Source organism: Aeromonas sp. OTU364 (genome assembly GCF_038440395.1).
Lineage (GTDB): Bacteria > Pseudomonadota > Gammaproteobacteria > Enterobacterales > Aeromonadaceae > Aeromonas.
Window position 1 is genome coordinate 56,223 of record NZ_JASATR010000002.1, and the last position, 17,553, is coordinate 73,775.

The 17,553-nt window shown below is 62.1% G+C and carries 14 protein-coding genes; 13 read left to right on the top strand and 1 reads right to left on the bottom strand.

The window, feature by feature from the left end; genetic code table 11:
* Positions 1 to 42: 42 nt before the first annotated feature.
* The 13 genes from uppS to accA all read left to right on the top strand — a co-directional run bounded on the left by uppS (position 43) and on the right by accA (position 15,983).
* Positions 43 to 819 carry a polyprenyl diphosphate synthase gene (uppS, locus tag AAHB08_RS03170; RefSeq protein ID WP_139436553.1) on the top strand — a complete coding sequence of 259 codons (777 nt, stop codon included), beginning with the start codon at positions 43 to 45 and terminating at the stop codon, positions 817 to 819.
* A 27-nt stretch (positions 820 to 846) separates the two neighbouring features.
* On the top strand, positions 847 to 1,704 hold the full coding sequence (locus tag AAHB08_RS03175) for a phosphatidate cytidylyltransferase (RefSeq protein ID WP_041206258.1): 858 nt from the start codon (positions 847 to 849) through the stop codon (positions 1,702 to 1,704).
* Positions 1,704 to 2,900, top strand: coding sequence for a 1-deoxy-D-xylulose-5-phosphate reductoisomerase (ispC, locus tag AAHB08_RS03180; RefSeq protein WP_342058077.1), 1,197 nt, complete (start codon positions 1,704 to 1,706; stop codon positions 2,898 to 2,900). Before AAHB08_RS03175 ends, ispC begins: the two co-directional genes overlap by 1 nt.
* A 64-nt stretch (positions 2,901 to 2,964) precedes the next feature.
* Positions 2,965 to 4,317, top strand: coding sequence for a sigma E protease regulator RseP (gene rseP, locus AAHB08_RS03185; RefSeq protein WP_342058078.1), 1,353 nt, complete (start codon positions 2,965 to 2,967; stop codon positions 4,315 to 4,317).
* 34 nt (positions 4,318 to 4,351) lie between these two features.
* On the top strand, positions 4,352 to 6,775 hold the full coding sequence (gene bamA, locus AAHB08_RS03190; protein ID WP_139436547.1) for an outer membrane protein assembly factor BamA: 2,424 nt from the start codon (positions 4,352 to 4,354) through the stop codon (positions 6,773 to 6,775).
* Positions 6,776 to 6,917: 142 nt separating this feature from the next.
* The gene (locus tag AAHB08_RS03195; protein ID WP_139436545.1) at positions 6,918 to 7,430 is read left to right on the top strand and encodes an OmpH family outer membrane protein; all 513 of its coding nucleotides are present in this window, start codon (positions 6,918 to 6,920) and stop codon (positions 7,428 to 7,430) included.
* 3 nt (positions 7,431 to 7,433) lie between these two features.
* Positions 7,434 to 8,453, top strand: a complete 1,020-nt coding sequence (gene lpxD, locus AAHB08_RS03200; protein ID WP_139436543.1) for a UDP-3-O-(3-hydroxymyristoyl)glucosamine N-acyltransferase — start codon at positions 7,434 to 7,436, stop codon at positions 8,451 to 8,453.
* A gap of 24 nt (positions 8,454 to 8,477) precedes the next feature.
* On the top strand, positions 8,478 to 8,939 hold the full coding sequence (fabZ, locus tag AAHB08_RS03205; RefSeq protein ID WP_010673414.1) for a 3-hydroxyacyl-ACP dehydratase FabZ: 462 nt from the start codon (positions 8,478 to 8,480) through the stop codon (positions 8,937 to 8,939).
* 2 nt (positions 8,940 to 8,941) lie between these two features.
* Positions 8,942 to 9,733, top strand: a complete 792-nt coding sequence (lpxA, locus tag AAHB08_RS03210; protein WP_342058079.1) for an acyl-ACP--UDP-N-acetylglucosamine O-acyltransferase — start codon at positions 8,942 to 8,944, stop codon at positions 9,731 to 9,733.
* Positions 9,726 to 10,865, top strand: a complete 1,140-nt coding sequence (gene lpxB / locus AAHB08_RS03215) for a lipid-A-disaccharide synthase (protein ID WP_139436539.1) — start codon at positions 9,726 to 9,728, stop codon at positions 10,863 to 10,865. Before lpxA ends, lpxB begins: the two co-directional genes overlap by 8 nt.
* Before the next feature lie 80 nt (positions 10,866 to 10,945).
* A complete protein-coding gene (gene rnhB / locus AAHB08_RS03220; RefSeq protein ID WP_342058080.1) occupies positions 10,946 to 11,536 on the top strand; it encodes a ribonuclease HII in 591 nt (196 codons plus the stop codon).
* The gene (gene dnaE / locus AAHB08_RS03225) at positions 11,537 to 15,016 is read left to right on the top strand and encodes a DNA polymerase III subunit alpha (protein ID WP_342058081.1); all 3,480 of its coding nucleotides are present in this window, start codon (positions 11,537 to 11,539) and stop codon (positions 15,014 to 15,016) included.
* 16 nt (positions 15,017 to 15,032) lie between these two features.
* Entirely contained in the window at positions 15,033 to 15,983 is a 951-nt protein-coding gene (gene accA / locus AAHB08_RS03230) for an acetyl-CoA carboxylase carboxyl transferase subunit alpha (protein ID WP_025327902.1), read from the top strand.
* Positions 15,984 to 16,059: 76 nt separating this feature from the next.
* Here the strand turns inward: accA and AAHB08_RS03235 are convergent, their stop codons facing one another.
* Positions 16,060 to 17,466, bottom strand: coding sequence for an MATE family efflux transporter (locus AAHB08_RS03235; protein ID WP_342058082.1), 1,407 nt, complete (start codon positions 17,464 to 17,466; stop codon positions 16,060 to 16,062).
* Positions 17,467 to 17,553 lie beyond the last annotated feature (87 nt).

Sequence of the window (17,553 nt, forward strand, 5' to 3'; positions counted from 1 at the left end):
TAGTGCCCCTGCACGGCGCTTTTGTCTTTGTGGGAGAAATGAATGTCGCTTTTGGCAGCGCTAGGCGATAGCGCCAGCTCGTCCTTGCCTCGTCACGTCGCCATCATCATGGATGGCAATGGTCGCTGGGCTCAGAACCGTGGCAAGATGCGGGTCTCTGGCCACAAGGCGGGCGTGAAATCCGTGCGTGAGGCCGTGGCCTTTGCCGCCCGTGCCAAGATGGAGGCGCTGACCCTGTTCGCGTTCTCCAGTGAGAACTGGCGCCGCCCGGAAGGGGAGGTCAATGCCCTGATGGAGCTGTTCATGACGGTGCTTGGCCGCGAGGTGAACAAGTTGCACAGCAATGGCATCCGGCTCAAGGTGATCGGCGATACCGCCCGTTTCAGTGAACGGCTGCAGGCCAAGATCGCCAAGGCCGAGGCCCTGACCGCCGGCAACCAGGGACTGACCCTCAACATCGCCGCCAACTATGGTGGTCAGTGGGACATAGCCCAGGCGGCCCGCAAGCTGGCTCGCGCCGTGGCAGCGGGCGAGCTGGATGCAGAGGCGGTCGATGAAGAGGCACTGGCACGTCAGGTCTGCATGGCCGACCTGCCTCCGGTGGATCTGCTGATCCGCACCGGCGGGGATCATCGCATCAGCAATTTTGTGTTATGGCAGCTTGCTTATGCCGAGCTCTATTTTACCCCGGTCTTGTGGCCCGACTTTGACGAGGCCGAGTTCAGCGGGGCAGTTGCCTCCTTCGTTGCTCGCGAGCGTCGCTTCGGGTGTACGGGTGAACAGATACGGGAATTGATCGCCGCGCAACAGACCGGCTAAACCCCGCTCCCAAGAGAGAGGTTTCTTTTGCTAAAACAACGAATTATTACCGCATTACTGTTAGTACCCCTGGTGTTGGGGGCACTGTTTTTCCTGCCATTGAAATTCTTTGCCCTGCTCGCTGCCCTGGTCTTTCTGCTGGCCAGCCGTGAGTGGAGCGCCTTCGTCTCTGCCCAGCCGCAACAATGGTTGCCGCTGGTGTTCTGTCTGTTGCTCGGTGCCAGCCTGTTCTGGGTGCCCGTAGAGCAACTCTGGATCCCCCAGCTGCATCCGCTGGTGATGGGGGTGCTCTGGACCGCCATCAGCTGGTGGCTGCTCGGGTTGCTGCTGGTGCTGCGTTACCCCAGAAGCGCCAGGCTGTGGAAAGAGTCCGTCTGGCTCAAGTCCCTGTTCGGTCTGGTGACCCTGGTGCCCTTCTTCTGGTCCCTGGTGGCCATCCGTGGGTACAACTTCTATCACGATCCCATGATGGGGGCCTGGATCCTGCTGTTCGTGATGGGCCTGGTCTGGGCGGCAGATTCTGGCGCGTATTTTTTCGGCAAGGCGTTCGGCAAGCACAAGCTGGCCCCCGCCGTCAGCCCGGGTAAAACCATAGAGGGCATGCTGGGCGGCCTCTTTACCGCCAGCGTGCTGGCCATAGGCGTGACCTGGTTCATGGGCTTCGTGCCGGCCAAGATGGGGGTCGTGCTGCTCTGCTCCCTGCTGGCGGTGCTGGCGTCCGTGCTCGGCGACTTGACCGAAAGCATGTTCAAGCGGGAGGCCGGCATCAAGGATTCCGGTACCCTGCTGCCGGGCCACGGCGGCATCCTCGATCGCATCGACAGCCTGACGGCGGCGCTGCCCGTCTTCCTGCTCAGCTATCTGCTGCTCGGTCAGGAGTTCTGATGCGCAATCTGGTCATTCTGGGAGCCTCTGGCTCCATCGGTCAGAGCACCCTGAAAGTGCTGCGGCAGAATCCGGGGCGCTGGCAGGTGCTGGCGCTGACCGCGGCTCGCAGCGTGGACGCCATGGTGCGGGACAGTCTCGAGTTCTCCCCCCGTTTCGCCGTCATGGTGGATGAGAAGGCCGCCAGCGATCTGGCTGGGCGGCTCAAGACCCACGGCTGCCCCACCCGGGTGCTCTGTGGTCAGGCAGCCCTGTGCGAAGTGGCCGCTCACCCTGATGCCCACAGCGTCATGGCAGCCATCGTCGGTGCGGCGGGTCTGGCACCCACCATGGCCGCCGTGCGTGCCGGCAAGCGGATCCTGCTGGCCAACAAGGAGGCCCTGGTGATGTCCGGCGCCTTCTTCATGGAGGCGGTGCGCCATCACGGCGCCGAGCTGCTGCCCATCGACAGCGAACACAATGCGATTTTCCAGTGCCTGCCCGAGGCCATCCAGCACGAGCCTGGCTTCTGCGATCTGGCAGGGGCGGGCATCAGCAAGATATTGCTGACCGGCTCAGGCGGCCCCTTCCGCTATACCGACATCGACGAGCTGGCCAGGGTCACGCCGGCCCAGGCGGTGGCGCACCCCAACTGGTCCATGGGGGCCAAGATCTCGGTGGACTCCGCCACCATGATCAACAAGGGGCTGGAATACATAGAGGCGCGCTGGCTGTTCAACGCCCTCCCGGAGCAGATCCAGGTGGTGATCCACCCCCAGTCGGTGATCCACTCCATGGTGCAGTACAAGGACGGCTCAGTGCTGGCCCAGCTCGGCAACCCGGACATGTGTACCCCCATCGCCCACGCCCTGGCCTACCCGGCCAGGATTGAGTCCGGCGTGGAACCTTTGGATTTCTTCAGTGTCGGAGAGTTCAGCTTTATCCGCCCCGACTACGCCCGTTATCCCTGCCTGGCACTGGCCATGGCGGCCTGCCAGCAAGGGCAGGCGGCGACCACCTCTCTCAATGCCGCCAACGAGGAGGCCGTCGCGGCTTTTCTTGCAGAGCGCATTGGATTTATGGATATTGCCAGAGTCAACGAATCCATCATGACGACACTGGGCACCAGTGCCGCAGGTTCGCTGGAGGATCTGATTGCGCTGGATGGCAGGGCCCGTACCCATGCCCAGCAACTGATAGAGGAGCTTGCTCGATGAACGGACTGTGGTGGCCAGCGGCCTCTCTCTACGCCTTCGGGAATGATGTCGAGGTGAAGCTCTGATGGGCGGCGTGTTGTGGAACATAGGCGCCTTCATCGTGGCCCTCGGGCTGCTGGTGGCGGTGCATGAATTTGGCCACTTCTGGGTAGCCCGCCGCTGCGGCGTCAAGGTCGAGCGTTTCTCCATCGGCTTTGGCAAGGCGATCTGGCGCCGCATCGGCAAGGATGGCACCGAGTATGTGCTGGCCCTGATCCCGCTCGGCGGCTACGTCAAGATGCTGGACGGCCGGGTCGATGAACTCAAGCCGGGGGAGGAGGCACAGGCCTTCAACCACAAGAGTGTCTGGGCGCGGATGGCCATAGTCGCGGCCGGCCCCATGGCGAACTTCGTGTTCGCCCTGTTCGCCTTCTGGCTGATGTTCATGATAGGGGTGCCGAGCGTCAAGCCGGTGGTCGGCGAGGTGCGCCCTGCGTCCATAGTGGCGACGGCGGGGGTCGAACCTGGCATGGAGATCGTCGGCGTCGGCGACGAGGCCACCGGAGACTGGGAGAGCGTGACCTATGCCCTCATCAGCCACCTGGGTGACAAGTCGGTACAGCTCAAGCTGAAGGCGCCTGGCGCCAGCTACGCCGTCGACAAGACGCTGATGCTGGACAGCTGGAGCTTCGATCCGGACAAGGAGTCCCCCATCGGCAGCCTGGGGATAGTCCCCCTCGGCGGCAAGGTGCTGCCCGTGGTGCAGGCCATAGTGCCCTCGAGCGCGAGCGAGAAGGCGGGTCTGCAGGTGGGCGATCGCATCAAGGGCGTGGATGATCAGGCGATCACCGAATGGACCGAGTTTGTCGAGAGGGTGCAGCAATCACCGGAGCAGCCACTGCAGGTGACGGTGGAGCGCGAGGGCAGCGATCTGACCCTGACCCTGACCCCGGATGTGAAAAAAGTACGGGGCCAGCTGGTCGGTTTCGTCGGCCTGTCGCCGCAACTGGTTCCATTACCGGATGAGTATCGAGTTCTGTTACAGTATGGGCCTTTGCAAGCCCTGTGGCATGGGGTCCAGAAGACCTGGAGCCTGATCACGCTGACCTTCGACATGATCGGCAAGCTGATCGGTGGCATCGTCTCCCTGGACAACCTGAGCGGCCCCATCTCCATCGCCAAGGGGGCTGGCAGCAGCGCAGATTACGGGTTGGTCTATTTCCTCGGTTTCCTGGCGCTCATCAGCGTCAACCTGGGGATCATCAATCTGTTCCCCCTGCCGGTGCTGGATGGGGGCCATTTGGTCTACTTCCTCATCGAGGCAGTCACCGGCAAGCCGGTACCAGAAAAAATTCAGGAAATTGGGTTCAGGATAGGCGCCGCCATTCTGATGTTACTGATGGGCATTGCGCTGTTTAATGATTTCGCTCGCCTCTGAGGCTAGAGCATCAACAAGGACACATAAGAACAAAATGGCTGTTAAAAAAGCATTGGTGTTGAGTTGCCTGCTGGGAGCCAGCTTCCTGGCTCAGGCGGCCCCTGCCTCTTTTGTGGTGCAAGACATTCAGGTCGAGGGTCTGCAGCGGGTGACCCTGGGCGCCGCCCTGTTGAATCTGCCGGTCCGGGTCGGTGACTCCGTGGACTCGGTGGCCCTGGCCAACGCCATCAAGAAGCTCTATGCCTCCGGCAACTTCGAGGACGTCAAGGTCTATCGTGACGGCCAGGTGCTGCAAGTCGTGGTGAAGGAACGCCCGACCATCTCCAGCATCGAGTTTTCCGGCAACAAGGACATCAAGGAGGAGCAGCTGACCCAGAGCCTGGAGTCCTCCGGCATCCGCGTCGGTGATCCCCTGGATCGCACCGTGCTGAGTTCCCTCGAGAAGGGACTGGAAGATTTCTACTACGGCGTGGGCAAGTACTCCGCCAAGGTCAAGGCCATCGTCACCCCGCTGCCCCGCAACCGGGTCGACCTCAAGTTCACCTTCGTGGAAGGGGAAGCGGCCAAGATCCAGCAGATCAACATAGTCGGCAACCAGGTGTTCCCGGAAGAGAAACTGCTGGCCCAGCTCTCCTTGAAGGACGATGTGCCCTGGTGGAACTTCACCGGCGATCAGCGCTATCAGAAGCAGAAGCTGGCCGGTGACATCGAAGTGCTGCGCTCCTACTACATGGACCGCGGCTACATCCGTTTCGCTCAGGAGTCCACCCAGGTCTCCATGACCCCGGACAAGAAGGGCGTCTACGTCACCCTGAACATCAAGGAAGGGGATCAGTACAAGGTCTCCGGCGTGCAGCTCAAGGGCGATCTCATCGACCGTGGCGGCGATATGAAGGGGCTCATCCCCATAGAGGCAGGCAGCGTCTACTCCGCCAGCCAGGTGACCCACACCGAAGAGGTGCTCTCCAAGTTCCTCGGTCGTTATGGCTACGCCTATCCCAAAGTGGTCACCTTCCCCCAGGTCAATGACCAGACCAAGGAAGTGGAGCTGATCGTCAACATAGAGCCGGGTCCCCGGGTCTATGTGCGCAACATCAACTTCAGCGGCAACGTCACCACCAAGGACGAAGTGCTGCGTCGCGAGATGCGTCAGATGGAAGGCACCTGGCTCTCCTCCGACAACGTCGAGCAGTCCAAGACCCGTCTCAACCGCCTCGGCTTCTTCGAAACCGCGGAAGTGGACACCAAGCGGGTGGCAGGCAGCGACGACCAGGTCGATCTGGACTTCAAGGTCAAGGAGCAGCCAGCAGGCTCCATCAACGCCGGCATCGGCTACGGTACCGAGTCTGGTCTGAGCCTGCAGGCGGGCCTGCAGCAAGACAACTTCATGGGGACCGGCAAGAAGATCGGCATCAACGCCAGCACCAACGACTACTCGAAGAACATCGATCTCAGCTACAACGATCCCTACTTCACCGTCGATGGGGTCAGCCTGGGCGGCCGCCTCTACTACAACAAGTTCAGTGCGGCCGATGCCAACATCGTCGACTACGAAAACACCACCATAGGCTTCCGTCTCTCCAGCGGTTTCCCGGTCAACGAGAACAACCGTCTCGACTTCAGCCTCGGCTACGAGAACAACAAGCTGTCTCAGCCCAACCCCTATGTGCAGGTGGATGAGTTCTGGAAGGTCTACCAGGCCAACCTGGACGGCGACAACCGCATGGTGTTCAACACCGTGGACGTCACCGCAGGCTGGACTCGCTCCACCCTCAACAAGGGTCAGTTCCCGACCGCTGGTGACCGTCAGCGGGTGAACGCCAAGGTGACTGTGCCTGGCATGGATCTGCAGTACTTCAAGCTCAACGCCGAAGACTCCCATTACTTCCCGTTTGATGCCGACCACCAGTGGGTCATGCTGGCCAAGGCCCGCGCCTCTTACGGCAATGGCTATGGCAGCAACGGTGACTACGACCACGTGCTGCCCTTCTTCGAGAACTACTACGCCGGTGGCTTCGACACCCTGCGCGGCTTCAAGAGCAACACCGTCGGTCCGAAGGCGCTCTACTACTACAACCTGGGCGGTAACGACGTGATCCAGGGCACCGACAGCTCTGTAGGGGGCAATGCCCTGGCGGTGGCCTCCCTCGAGATGATAGTGCCGACGCCGTTCGCGTCTGAAAGCTACCAGCCCCAGCTGCGGACCAGCTTCTTCATCGATGCCGGTACCGTGTGGGATACCACCTTCGAATATGGTCAGTACCAGAACCGTTGCTTCAGTGGCTGTAACTATCTGATGGACTATTCTGACCCCACCAATATCCGGATGTCGGCGGGTCTGTCACTGCAGTGGCTCTCCCCCATGGGACCCCTGGTGTTCGTGCTGGCGCAGCCGCTCAAGAAATACGAAGGGGACGATACCGAAGTCTTCTCCTTCAACATCGGCCGTACCTTCTAAAGGCGGGCCCGCCCCCACCAGGGGGTATTCAATGATGGGACGCGCAGCTTGCGTGCCTCACCAGGTAACAAGCCGGTCCCAGAGATCGCTTGCACAATCAGGTAAATCAGGTAGCCCTCGACCGAGGGACCAAGGAGTAAGTGTGAATAAAGCGTTGAAAGTAGCTGGTTTGAGTTTTGCACTGATGGCTGCCGGTATGGGCTCCGCCTGGGCTGAGACCAAGATCGCCGTGGTCGACATGGGCGAAGTCTTCCAAAAGCTGCCCCAGCGTGAAGCCGTGGCCAAGAAACTGAAGGGCGAGTTCGAGCCGCGCATGCGCGAGCTGCAGAAGCTGGAATCCGACGGTCAGGCTCTGGTCGAGAAGTTCAAGAAGGACGAAGCCTTCATGAGCAACGAGCAGAAGAAGCAGAACCAGGAGAAGCTGGCCAAGCTGCAGATGGAGTTCAACCAGAAGCGTCAGGCGTTCGAGCAGGACAACGGCCGTCGTCAGGCTGAAGAGCGCAACAAGATCCTGACCAAGGTACAGGCTGCCATCGACGCCATCGCCAAGAGCAATGGTTACGATCTGGTGCTGGAGCGCAATGCTGCTCCCTATGCCGCCAGCAAGCTGGACATCTCCAGCCAGGTTATCTCTCAGGTAAGCAAGAGCAACTAATTGATGGCATTCACTCTCGCACAGCTGGCCCAGCAACTGGGGGCCGAGGTCCATGGGGATGGGACCCGGGAAATCCGCAAGGTAGCGACACTGGAAAAAGCCGGGGAGGGGGAGATTGCCTTCCTGTCCAACAAGAAGTACCGGCATTTCCTGGAGCAGAGCAAGGCGACTGCCGTGCTCATCACTGAGGCTGACCTGCCGTTTTGCCCCACCAATGCCCTGGTGCTCAAAGACCCCTATGTGGGCTTTGCCCGGGTAGCCCAACTGCTGGACACCACACCGCAGCCGGCCACGGATATCCATCCGAGTGCCGTCATCGCGGCGGATGTGCAACTGGGCGAGAGAGTGGCCATCGGCGCCAATGCGGTCATCGAATCCGGCGTCGTGCTGGGGGATGATGTCCGCATCGGCCCGGGCTGTTTCGTTGGCAAGGATACCCGACTGGGAGCGCGCTCCCGGTTGTGGGCCAACGTCACCCTGTATCATAACGTGACCCTGGGCACGGATTGTCTGGTGCAAGCCGGCACCGTGATCGGGGCCGACGGTTTCGGTTATGCCAACGAGCGTGGCGAGTGGATCAAGATCCCCCAGCTCGGCGGCGTGACCATAGGCAACCGGGTGGAAATCGGTGCCTGCACCACCATAGACCGCGGTGCCCTGGAAGACACCCGCATCGCGGACAACGTCATCATCGACAACCAGTGCCAGATCGCCCACAACGTCGAGATTGGTTACGGCACCGCCGTGGCGGGCTCGACCGTGATGGCCGGTAGTCTCAAGGTCGGCAAATACTGTATCATTGGCGGCGCTTCCGTCTTTAACGGGCACATGGAGATCTGCGACCAGGCCACCGTCACCGGTATGGCCATGGTGATGCGACCCATTACCGAGCCCGGAATCTACTCTTCAGGCATCCCCCTGCAAACCAATAAAGAGTGGCGCAAGACCGCCGCCCGGGTGATGCGTATCGAAGAGATGCACAAGCGGTTGAGCCGACTTGAGAAAAAGCTGGATCAAGAATAATCACGATTGGTATAGGGTACTGTTTTGACTACTGAAAAGAAAAGCCTGGGGATCCAGGAAATCATGGATCTGCTGCCCCACCGTTATCCGTTCCTGATGGTGGACAAGGTGGAAAATTACGAGATCAGCGATGAGCGCAAGACCCTGCGTGCCATCAAGAACGTCTCGTTCAACGAGCCGATCTTCCAGGGGCACTTCCCGGCCAAGCCGGTGTTCCCCGGCGTGCTGATCCTGGAAGCCATGGCCCAGGCGACCGGTATCCTGGCCTTTACCATGGTGGGCAAGCCGTCCCCCAACGAGCTCTATTACTTTGCCTCCATCGACAACGCCCGCTTCAAGCGTCCGGTCGGCCCTGGCGATCAGCTGGTGCTCGACGTAGAGTTTCTGAAGGAGCGTCGCGGCATCGCCAAGTTCACCGGCGTTGCCACAGTCGACGGTGAAGTGGTCTGTACTGCCGAACTGATGTGCGCCAAACGCGAGGTGTAACCGTGATTGACCAGACTGCCATCATCCACGATACCGCCATCGTCCATGAGTCTGCCGTGATCGGTAAAGGGGTGGAAATCGGCCCCTTTACCGTCATCGGTGCCGAGGTGGAGATAGGTGACGACACCTGGGTGGGTTCCCACGTGGTGATCAAGGGCCCGACCAGGATCGGCCGTGGCAACAAGATCTTCCAGCACACCTCCATCGGTGAGGATTGCCAGGACAAGAAGTACGCCGGCGAGCGCACCTTCCTCGAGATCGGCGACAACAACGTGTTTCGCGAGAACTGCACCGTGCACCGCGGCACCACCCAGGATCAGAGCCTGACCCGGGTCGGCAGCGGCAACCTCTTCATGGTCAACGTACACGTGGCCCATGACTGCATGATTGGTGACAACTGCATCTTCGCCAACAACGCGACCCTGGCTGGCCACGTTCACATCGGTGACTTCGTGATCTTCGGCGGTCTGTCTGCCATTCACCAGTTCGGCCGCGTCGGCTCCCACGCCTTCGTCGGTGGCTGCGCCGCCCTGAACAAGGACGTGCCGCCCTACGTGATGGCCGCCGGCAACTACGCCAAGCCGTTCGGGGTCAACTCCGAAGGGCTGCGTCGTCGCGGCTTCACGTCCGAAGCCATCTCGGCCGTCAAGCGTGCCTACAAGGAGATCTTCCGCTCCGGCAAGACCATCGAAGAGGTGCTGCCGGTACTGAGCGAGATGGCGGCCACCGAGCCGGCTGTCCAGCTCTATGTGGATTTCCTCAAGGGCAACGAGCGCGGGATCATCCGTGCCTAAGCCCATCCGCATCGGCATAGTCGCCGGAGAGACCTCCGGCGACATCCTGGCTGCCGGTCTGGTGCGCGAGCTGCTGGTTCGTTATCCCGATGCCCAGTTCGAAGGGATCGCCGGGCCGCGCATGCAGGCCCTGGGCGTCAAGGCCCTGTTCGAGATGGAAGAGCTTTCCGTCATGGGCATCAGCGAGGTGCTGGGACGTCTGCCCCGGATCCTCCAGGTGCGCCGCGAGTTGCTGCGCCACTTCATTGCCAATCCCCCGGACATCTTCGTCGGGGTGGATGCACCGGATTTCAATATCGGGGTGGAGCTGAAACTGCGCCGCGCCGGAATCAAGACGGTCCACTACGTCAGCCCCTCGGTCTGGGCCTGGCGTCAGGGCCGCATTCACAAGATCAAGGCCGCCACCGACATGGTGCTCGCCTTCCTGCCGTTCGAAAAAGCCTTCTACGACCGCTTCGATGCCCCCTGCCGCTTCGTCGGGCACACCATGGCGGACGACATTCCCCTGGTGCCGGATCGGCAGGAGATGCGCGAGACCCTCGGCCTCGAGCCGGGTCGTCGCTGGCTGGCGGTGTTGCCGGGCAGCCGCAGCGCCGAGGTCGGCTTCATGTCCCCCGTCTTCCTCGAGGCGTGCAAGCACCTGACGGTGCACTGCCCGGATCTCGGCTTCATCGTGCCGCTGGTGAACGAGAAGCGGCGCGAGCAGTTCCTCGCCATCAAGGCCGAGGTGGCGCCGGATCTCGACATGGTGCTGCTGGACGGTCAGGGTCGTGAGGCCATGATTGCCGCCGACGTGGTGATGCTGGCGTCCGGCACGGCCGCGCTGGAGGCCATGCTGGTGAAGCGGCCCATGGTGGTGGGTTACAAGCTCAAGCCGCTCAGCTACTGGCTGGCCCAGTGGCTGGTGAAGACGGAGTACGTCTCCCTGCCGAATCTGCTGGCAGACAGGATGCTGGTGCCCGAGCTCATCCAGCATGAGTGCACTGCGGCCAATCTGGTGGAAGAGGTCAGCAAGTTGCTGGAGCACGACAACAGCGAGCTCATCGCCACCTTCACCAAGTTGCACCAGAAGATCCGCTGCAACGCCGACGTGCAGGCCGCCGAGGCGGTGGCCGAGCTGCTCGACAGTTAGGGTGGCTGGCGGCGCGCTGTTGGCGTTATGTTGTGCTGATACTGGCCCTGCGGGGCCGGTTTTGATTCAAGGCCTGTGATATGACGATCGATATTCCACAAGACAAGCGGGTTGCCGGGGTTGACGAGGTGGGTCGTGGCCCCCTGGTGGGTGACGTGGTCACCGCCGCGGTGATCCTGGATCCCGCCAATCCCATCCTTGGCCTCGCCGACTCCAAGAAGCTCTCCGAGAAGAAGCGCCTCGCCCTGTACGGCGAAATCAAGGCAAAGGCCCTGGCCTGGTCCATCGGCCGCGCCACCCCGAAGGAGATCGACGAGCTCAACATACTGCACGCCACCATGCTGGCCATGCAGCGCGCCGTGGCGGGCTTGTCCATCACCCCCGAGCTGGTCTTTATCGACGGCAACCGCTGTCCAAGTTTGCCGATGGAGGCCCGTGCCGTGGTCAAGGGGGACAGCCTGGTGGCCACCATCAGCGCCGCCTCCATCCTCGCCAAGGTGACCCGCGACGCCGAGATGACCGAGCTTGACGGCCGTCATCCCGAGTACGGCTTCGCCCGCCACAAGGGCTATCCGACCGCCGAACACCTCGCCATATTGGCCGAGCGCGGCCCCCTGCCCGAATATCGGCAGAGCTTCAAACCGGTGCGCCGGGCGCTGGGGATCGAATAGATGGCCGATCCTCGCTTCGTCCACCTGCGGGTCCACTCCGACTTCTCCATGGTCGATGGCCTGCAGAAAATCGGTCCCATCGTCTCGGCGGCCGCGGCCAACAACATGCCGGCGCTGGCCCTGACCGACCAGATGAACATGTGCGGCCTGGTGCGCTTCTATGGCTCGGCCCACGGCAAGGGGATCAAACCCATCGTCGGGGCGGATTTCTGGGTGCAGAGCGATGAGCTCGGCGACGAGCAGTTCCGCCTCACCCTGCTCGCCATGGACAACGACGGCTACCAGAACATCACCTTGCTCATCTCCCGGGGCTATCAGCGCGGCCACGTGCAGGGGCGGCCTGTCATCGACAAGGGCTGGCTGGTCGAGCACGCCAAGGGGGTGATAGTGCTCTCCGGCGGTCGCGAGGGGGATCTCGGCAAGTTCCTGCTCAAGGGTAACCGCCAGATGGTGGAACAGAGCCTCGCCTTCTACCGGACTCATTTCCCGGATGCCTACTACCTCGAGCTGCTGCGTACCGGCCGCCCAGACGAGGAGGTCTACCTGCACATGGCGGTGGCCATCGCCGCCGAGTTCGAGCTGCCGGTAGTGGCCACCAACGAGGTGGTGTTCCTCGGGGCCGACGACTTCGATGCCCACGAGATCCGGGTCGCCATCCACGACGGCTACACCCTGATGGACAAGCGCCGTCCGCGCCGTTACAGCCCGCAGCAGTACCTGCGCAGTCAGGAAGAAATGTGCGAGTTGTTTGCCGACATCCCGGAGGCGCTGGAAAACACGGTGGAGATCGCCAAGCGCTGCAACGTGACGGTGCGTCTGGGGGAGTACTTCCTGCCGAACTTCCCGACCGGCGACATGACCACCGAAGATTTCCTGGTGATGAAGTCCAAGGAGGGGTTGGAAGACCGTCTGGCCTTCCTGTTCCCGGATCCGCAAGTCCGCGCCGCCAAGCGTGGCGAGTACGACGAGCGCCTCGACATCGAGCTCAAGGTGATCAACCAGATGGGCTTCCCGGGTTACTTCCTCATCGTGATGGAGTTTATCCAGTGGTCCAAGGACAACGGCATCCCGGTCGGCCCGGGCCGGGGCTCGGGGGCGGGGTCGCTCGTGGCCTATGCCCTCAAGATCACCGATCTGGATCCGCTGGAATTTGACCTGCTGTTCGAACGTTTCCTGAACCCCGAGCGGGTCTCCATGCCCGACTTCGACGTCGATTTTTGCATGGACAGACGGGACGAGGTGATCGACCACGTCTCCGAGATGTATGGCCGGGAGGCGGTCTCCCAGATCATCACCTTCGGCAGCATGGCGGCCAAGGCGGTGGTGCGGGACGTAGGCCGGGTGCTGGGCCACCCCTATGGCTTCGTGGATCGCATCTCCAAGCTCATTCCGCCGGATCCGGGCATGACGCTCGCCAAGGCGTTCGAGGCCGAGCCCAAGCTGCCGGAGCTCTACGAGCAGGACGAGGAGGTCAAGGACCTCATCGACATGGCGCGCCGGCTGGAAGGTGTGGTGCGCAACGCCGGCAAACACGCCGGTGGTGTGGTGATAGCCCCCACCAAGATCACCGACTTCGCGCCGCTCTACTGCGACGATTCCGGCCACCACCCGGTGACCCAGTTCGACAAGAACGACGTGGAGTACGCCGGCCTGGTGAAGTTCGACTTCCTGGGGCTGCGGACCCTCACCATCATCGACTGGGCCCTCGGCATGATCAACCCGCGCCTGGCCAAGGAGGGCAAGCCGCCGGTCGACATCGCCGCCATCCCCATCGACGACAAGAAGTCGTTCGCGCTGTTGCAGCGATTCGAGACCACGGCGGTATTCCAGCTCGAATCCCGCGGCATGAAGGATCTCATCAAGCGGCTGCAGCCCGACTGCTTCGAAGACATGATCGCCCTGGTGGCCCTGTTCCGTCCGGGCCCGCTGCAGTCCGGCATGGTGGACAACTTCATCGAGCGCAAGCATGGCAAGGAGGCCATCTCCTACCCGGACGAGAAGTGGCAGCACGAGAGCCTCAAGCCCATACTCGAGCCCACCTACGGCATCATCCTCTACCAGGAGCAGGTGATGCAGATAGCCCAGACCCTGGCGGGTTACACGCTGGGGGGGGCGGACATGCTGCGCCGGGCCATGGGCAAGAAGAAACCCGAAGAGATGGCCAAGCAGCGGGCCGGGTTCGAGGAGGGCGCCATCAAGAATGGCGTCGACGGCGAACTGGCGATGAAGATCTTCGATCTGGTGGAGAAGTTTGCGGGCTACGGCTTCAACAAGTCCCACTCCGCCGCCTATGCGCTGGTCTCCTACCAGACCCTCTGGCTCAAGACCCACTTCCCGGCCGAGTTCATGGCGGCGGTGATGACCGCCGACATGGACAACACCGACAAGATAGTGACCCTGGTGGACGAGTGTCAGCGGATGGGGCTCACCGTCATACCCCCTGACGTGAACACCGGCCGCTATCGCTTCTCGGTCAACGAAGATGGTCATATCGTCTACGGTATCGGCGCGGTGAAGGGGGTCGGCGAGGGCCCCATAGATGCGATTCTCAGTGCGCGGGATCAGGACGGACCCTTCCGGGATCTGTTCGACTTCTGCAACCGGGTCGACATCAAGAAGCTCAACAAGCGGGTGATGGAAAAACTCATCCTCTCCGGCGCCATGGACCGGCTCGGCCCCCACCGCGCCGCCCTGATGGCGACGCTGGAAGAAGCGATGCGCGCCGCCGAGCAGCACGCCAAGGCCCAGGCGGTGGGGCAGGTCGACATGTTCGGGGTGCTTACCGAGGAGATAGACGACGTCAAGAAGGCGTTCGCCAACGTGCCGCACTGGCCCGACAAGGTGTGGCTGGAAGGGGAGCGGGAGACCCTCGGGCTCTACCTCACCGGCCACCCCATCAACCAGTACAGCGGCGAGCTGCGTCGCTACACCTCGGGCCGGCTGTGCGATCTGCATCCCACCTCCCGGGATACGGTGACCACGGCGGCGGGGCTGGTGATCGCGGCACGCAGCATGGTGACCAAGCGCGGCAACAAGATGGGGATTTTCACCCTGGACGACAGATCCGGCCGTCTGGATGTGACCCTCTTCAGTGAAGCGCTGGAAAAATACGAAGAATTGATGCAAAAAGACCGTATTTTAGTGGTTTCTGGACAGGTCAGCTTTGATGACTTCTCCGGTGGCCTTAAAATGTCGGCCCGCGAATTGCTGGATATCAACGATGCGAGGGAGCGTTTCGCCAGGGCGATCCGCATCTCCCTCGATGAACAACGCATTGACGAACGCTTTTTCCCGCGTTTGTGCGAGATTTTGGAGCCCGCCCGTGCCGGAGTCTGTCCGGTTCAGGTAAACTATCGTCGGCCCGGCTCCCGGGCGCGATTGACGCTCGGTACCGAGTGGCGGGTGACGCCCACCGATCAACTGATAGATGACTTGCGAGTCCTGCTTGGACGAGAGCGGGTTGAATTGGTTTTTGATTAGAGGATCTATTGTCCCTATGAGTCTTTTTCTGGATTTTGAACAGCCGATCGCCGAATTGCAGGCTCAGATCGATGAACTTCGCCATGTGAGCGAGCACAACAGTGCCGTGGATCTCAGCGAAGATATCCGTCGGCTGGAGAAGAAAAACGAAGAGCTGACCAAGAAGATCTTCGGCGATCTGGGTGCCTGGCAGGTGTCCCAGATGGCGCGTCATCCCCAGCGCCCCTACACCCTCGACTACATCGAGCAGATCTTCACCGACTTCGACGAGCTGGCCGGCGATCGCGCCTACGCCGATGACAAGGCCATCGTCGGCGGCATCGCCCGCCTGGACGGCGAGCCCGTCATGGTAATTGGTCAGCAGAAGGGTCGCGAGACCAAGGAGAAGATCCGTCGCAACTTCGGCATGCCGCGCCCGGAAGGGTACCGCAAGGCTCTGCGCCTGATGCAGATGGCCGAGCGCTTCAAGATGCCGATCATCACCTTCATCGACACCCCGGGCGCATACCCCGGCGTGGGTGCCGAGGAGCGTGGCCAGTCCGAGGCCATTGCCCGCAACCTGAAAGTCATGGCCGGCCTGACCGTGCCCGTGGTCTGCACCGTGATAGGTGAAGGCGGCTCAGGCGGCGCGCTGGCCATCGGCGTCGGCGATCGCGTCAACATGCTGCAGTATTCCACCTACTCCGTCATCTCGCCGGAAGGTTGTGCCTCCATCCTGTGGAAGAGCGCCGACAAGGCGCCGGTGGCCGCCGATGCCATGGGCATCACCGCCCAGCGGCTGAAGGAGCTGAAGCTCATCGACAGCATCGTCGAAGAGCCCCTCGGCGGCGCCCACCGCAACGTGGAGCTGATGGCCCAGCGCCTGAAGGATCGCATCAAGCAAGACCTGGCGGCCTTGCGCCCGCTGGACAGCGACCAGTTGCTGGAGCAGCGCTACCAGCGCCTGCTGGGTTACGGCTACTGCTGATACCCGGCGATCATCTCTTGTGAAAAGTCCCCGCATTGCGGGGACTTTTTTTATGGACGGCAGAAAACCTGGGATCTCATCTCGTCATCACCTCCTCCCTCACCTGTACCAGGGGGCGGAGCGGGTGGCGGGGGGCCTTGGCCTGCGCGAGGCGACGCCACTCCCGCCACAACAGCCAGCAGAGCGGCGGGGTCAGCAGCAGCACGGTCGCGGGCTGGGCCAGCAGCACGCCGTCGCGGCCCCACCAGAGCGGCAGCAGGAAGATGAGGGGCAGCAGCAGCGCCGTCTTGGCGGCCGAGATGACCAGGGCCTGGCGGGTGCGCGCCATGGATTGCAGCAGCACTATGCCGAACATGATGATCCCCTCCAGCGGTATGGCGGCGAGGTTGAGGGTCAGGCTGCTGATGGCGGCGGCCAGCAGCTCGGTATCCTGATCCCCGGTGTAGAGCATGGCGACCTGGCGGGGCAGCAGCTGGATCAGCAGCCAGACCCCCATGCCATAGATCAGCGTGATCTTGAGCCCCATGGCCATCAGAAATCTGAGATCCCGCTGGCGCCCGGCCCCGGTGGCCTGGCTGATCAGCGGCTGGATGCCGAAGGCCAGCCCCTGCAGGATCACGATGAACACCGCCTCCGTGTAACCCGCCACCGTGAAGCCCGCCAGATCCTTGACCGAGCCGTGCACCATCAGCTGGCTGTTGTGCAGCAGCAACAACAACCCCAGGTTGAACTGGGCGATCAGGCTCGGCAGCCCGGTGAACAGCAGCCTGGGCATGGCCGGGAAGCTGGGTACCAGCTGGCGCCATTCCAGCCGCAATCTGGCGCGGGAGGTAAAGAAATAGCCAAGGCCAAGCAGGCTGACCACTCCTTCCGAGATGAGGGTGGCCTGGGCCGTGCCCACCAGCCCCAGCCCCAGGCGGCCGACCATGATGTAGTTGAGCAGTATGTTGAGCAGGGCACCGCCGCTCACCAGCACCATGGCGAGGCGGGGTCGACCGTCGTTGCGCAGCAGATAGGGCACCGCCAGGTTGCTGGCCAGCAGCAGGGTGCCGCCTCCTATCCAGCCAAGGTAGTCGCTGGCCTGTTGCCAGGTCTCGGTATCCGGTGTGATGCCCAGGGCCAGCAGGATGTCGATGTGCCAGTGGTGCAGCAGCAGCGGCGCCAGGGCCCCCAGCAGCGCCAGCAACCAGAGCGCATTGACCAGGGCCTGGCGGGCCAGGGCGACGTTTCTGGCCCCCTGCTGGAGGGAGATGGCGGTCGCCGCCCCCATGGCGATCATGACGGCGAGGCCGATCAGCACCATGATGACCGGGTAGACCAGATTGATCCCGGCGAGACCGGCGGCCCCCACATAGTGGCCGACGAAGATGCCATCCACCAGGTAATAGGCGCCAGAGACCAGCATGGCCATGATGGAGGGGAGGGCATAGCCCCAGAAACGGCGGGTCATGACCCGCTGGCGGCGAATGAAATAGGCTGACATATCTGTGCTTCTGCCGGGTCGGGGATCGAAGCCACAGTGTAGATTCTTATCTTTCCATTGATAATCCGGTGTTTATTTGATGCATTG

Bases quoted from the DNA above. Each gene is read 5' to 3' on its own strand.
- dnaE (WP_342058081.1), top strand. From the start codon at position 11,537: ATGGCCGATCCTCGCTTCGTCCACCTGCGGGTCCACTCCGACTTCTCC.
- rseP (WP_342058078.1), top strand. From the start codon at position 2,965: ATGGGCGGCGTGTTGTGGAACATAGGCGCCTTCATCGTGGCCCTCGGG.
- ispC (WP_342058077.1), top strand. From the start codon at position 1,704: ATGCGCAATCTGGTCATTCTGGGAGCCTCTGGCTCCATCGGTCAGAGC.
- AAHB08_RS03235 (WP_342058082.1), bottom strand. From the start codon at position 17,466: ATGTCAGCCTATTTCATTCGCCGCCAGCGGGTCATGACCCGCCGTTTC.
- lpxD (WP_139436543.1), top strand. From the start codon at position 7,434: ATGGCATTCACTCTCGCACAGCTGGCCCAGCAACTGGGGGCCGAGGTC.
- uppS (WP_139436553.1), top strand. From the start codon at position 43: ATGTCGCTTTTGGCAGCGCTAGGCGATAGCGCCAGCTCGTCCTTGCCT.
- rnhB (WP_342058080.1), top strand. From the start codon at position 10,946: ATGACGATCGATATTCCACAAGACAAGCGGGTTGCCGGGGTTGACGAG.
- bamA (WP_139436547.1), top strand. From the start codon at position 4,352: ATGGCTGTTAAAAAAGCATTGGTGTTGAGTTGCCTGCTGGGAGCCAGC.
- accA (WP_025327902.1), top strand. From the start codon at position 15,033: ATGAGTCTTTTTCTGGATTTTGAACAGCCGATCGCCGAATTGCAGGCT.